Raw genomic sequence first — 2558 nt, forward strand, 5'->3', positions numbered from 1 at the left:
TTTTCCTGTAACAAGTCGCTCATCGGTACTTTTCATAGAATTTTTGACACTACCTTTTGTACATTCATGACAGTCGCATATTTTAAAAAAGTTGGAGGGGTATGTGTGAAAAAAACGCGCAATTTGCATTTATGGATTGGACTCATTTGTTCAGCATTTTTACTTTTGGAAGCGATAACAGGATTGTTGTTGACAGAGCGTTGGCTAATGGGAATGGGGGGACATTCGCATAGTAGCCATGAACATGCTCACGATGGCGCACATCACGAACAGCTAAATATGATGGACGCTGTGAAAAAGGCGAGCGAATCAGGTGCATTTTCAATGGATGAAGTTGGAGTAGTGATGAACCACGGTATGTATATGGTGCGTTTAAATGACAAAGATGGGACGTTAGTGACGATTGCGCCAGATGGTACAGTTGTAAAAAAAGAAGTGAATAAATTTGCTTCTTTCGTGCGCGCAATTCACGTTGGAAAGCTGGGGCTTTGGAACCGCCTCATGATCGATATCGCCGCGCTTGCGATTATCGTCTTAACCGGGACAGGTATTTATTTATCTGTGAAAATTTTACGAGCGCAAGCGAAAGCGAAGCAAAGAAAGTCGGCTGCATAAATGAAAAAAGCACTCGCATCCGTATTTGCGCGAGTGCTCTTTTAGCTAATTCGTCTCGTCGGCGATTGTTGAATTTTTCCTGTTCCTTTGCATAATGAGCATGTTTTATAGAGCGACAAACAAATTTTCATTTTCTTTTTTCCAAAGCATTTTGGGCAAATTGTTTTGAGTGCCATATGAAATCACCTCGCAAAAGAAAGTGTTTTCAATTATAGTATACTGCATTTTTATACGATGTGTGCGCAGTAATTTTGTCCATTTTAAAACAGGTTAGGATGCCCCAACCTGTTACCTACGTGAATGTACTTCATAAATGGCAAACTTCAAATAGTCACCTTCATCGGCGGCAAGTAGTTTTGGATGGTCGTATCCTGCACCGCTCCAATGAATTTGACGTAAAATTTTTTTTGCATCAAACGCAGCCTCGGCAACCATCGCTTGGAACATATCGGGATGTACGTGATACGAACAACTTGCTGTGACGAAAAAGCCGCCGTCTTTCACAAGTTTTAAGCCGTTTAAATTAATATCTTTATAACCGGCAAGTGCTTTTGGTACCGCATGAGCGGATTTGGCAAACGCCGGCGGGTCAATGATGACAACGTCCCATTTTTTTCCCTCTTGCACGCATTCGCGTAAATAATCAAACGCGTTTGCGACGACAAACTGTACATTTGTAAATCCGTTTAGCGCCGCGTTTCGTTTTGCTGTTTCAATGGCATGCTCTGAAATATCGACAGCAGTAACATGTTTTGCCCCATATAAGCAAGCATTTAACATAAATGAACCCGTATGTGTAAAGCAATCGAGCACGGTCGATTCGCTTGTAATCAGCGGTTTGATGGCAGCCCGATTTTGGCGTTGGTCAAAGAAAAATCCTGTTTTTTGTCCATTTTCAATATCGACAATATATTTGACGCCATTCTCTTCAATTTGTACGTTCGTATCGCACGTGCCGTACCAAAATCCTTTTTCTTGTTTCAGTCCTTCTAATTCACGCACATGTACGTCGTTGCGCAAATAAATCGCTTTCGGTTGAAAAACGTTAAGAAGCGCTTGTAAAATCCATTCTTTTCGTTTTTCCATGCCGAGCGATAATATTTGGACGACGAGCACATCTTCGTACTTGTCAACGATGAGTCCAGGTAAAAAATCTGCTTCACCATAAATGGCGCGGCATGAACGAACGCCCGGAAGCATCCGCTCGCGATACGCCCATGCCTGCCGAATGCGGTTCATAAAAAAGTGCGCATTGAATTCATCATTTGGATTTTGCGTCAACACGCGCACGATCATTTGCGATTTTGGATTAATATATCCTTTCGCTAAAAAATGACGTTGATGGTTATATACGTTGACGAAATCACCTGGTTCAAAATCTCCTTCAATGTAATCGACTTCACTTTGAAACACCCACGGATGTCCAAGTTCGAGCCGCTTTTTTCGCTTTCGCTTTAAAAAAACATTTGCCATGTTTCCCACTCCTGACTATATATTCGCTACTTTAGCATACAGGAAGAAAACGATGTGCGCAAATATGAAAAACATACTTTATACTCTATTTTTCGTTAGATTTTTTATTTAAGAAGCAATTATTGTTGTGTTTAATCATAAAAATTGTGGAAAATACGGATATTTTTTTAAAAAAAATCTTGTTAAGATGGAACCATATACACTCATGATAACAGTTGAGTGTTTACACAATAATCAAGGGTTAACTCTCTTATTTTATGAATGAAGAGGGAGGTGTATGTAGACACAAAAAGTGGTCATTAGGAATTTTTTGTTTGTGTTATTTTTTTATGGTTCATCACAACAACATGTACTTGACAAGAGAGGGATTTTCTTGAGTCGTCGTGTACGAAAAATCTGATTAACTTATTTTTCTTTATAACTGTAGATGAGCAAATTTACTAACATAAATTTACAACCAAACAAAAAAA

General features: G+C 39.4%; 2 protein-coding genes. One reads left to right on the top strand and one right to left on the bottom strand.

Going from position 1 to position 2558, the window contains the following annotated elements:
* Positions 1-105 precede the first annotated feature (105 nt).
* On the top strand, positions 106-615 hold the full coding sequence (locus V7Z64_RS12910) for a PepSY-associated TM helix domain-containing protein (protein ID WP_297987804.1): 510 nt from the start codon (positions 106-108) through the stop codon (positions 613-615).
* 288 nt (positions 616-903) lie between these two features.
* Here the strand turns inward: V7Z64_RS12910 and V7Z64_RS12915 are convergent, their stop codons facing one another.
* A complete protein-coding gene (locus V7Z64_RS12915) occupies positions 904-2088 on the bottom strand; it encodes a class I SAM-dependent rRNA methyltransferase (protein ID WP_334110678.1) in 1185 nt (394 codons plus the stop codon).
* Positions 2089-2558 lie beyond the last annotated feature (470 nt).

Origin of the sequence: Anoxybacillus sp. (assembly GCF_036834105.1) — a bacterium.
Classification (GTDB): domain Bacteria; phylum Bacillota; class Bacilli; order Bacillales; family Anoxybacillaceae; genus Anoxybacillus.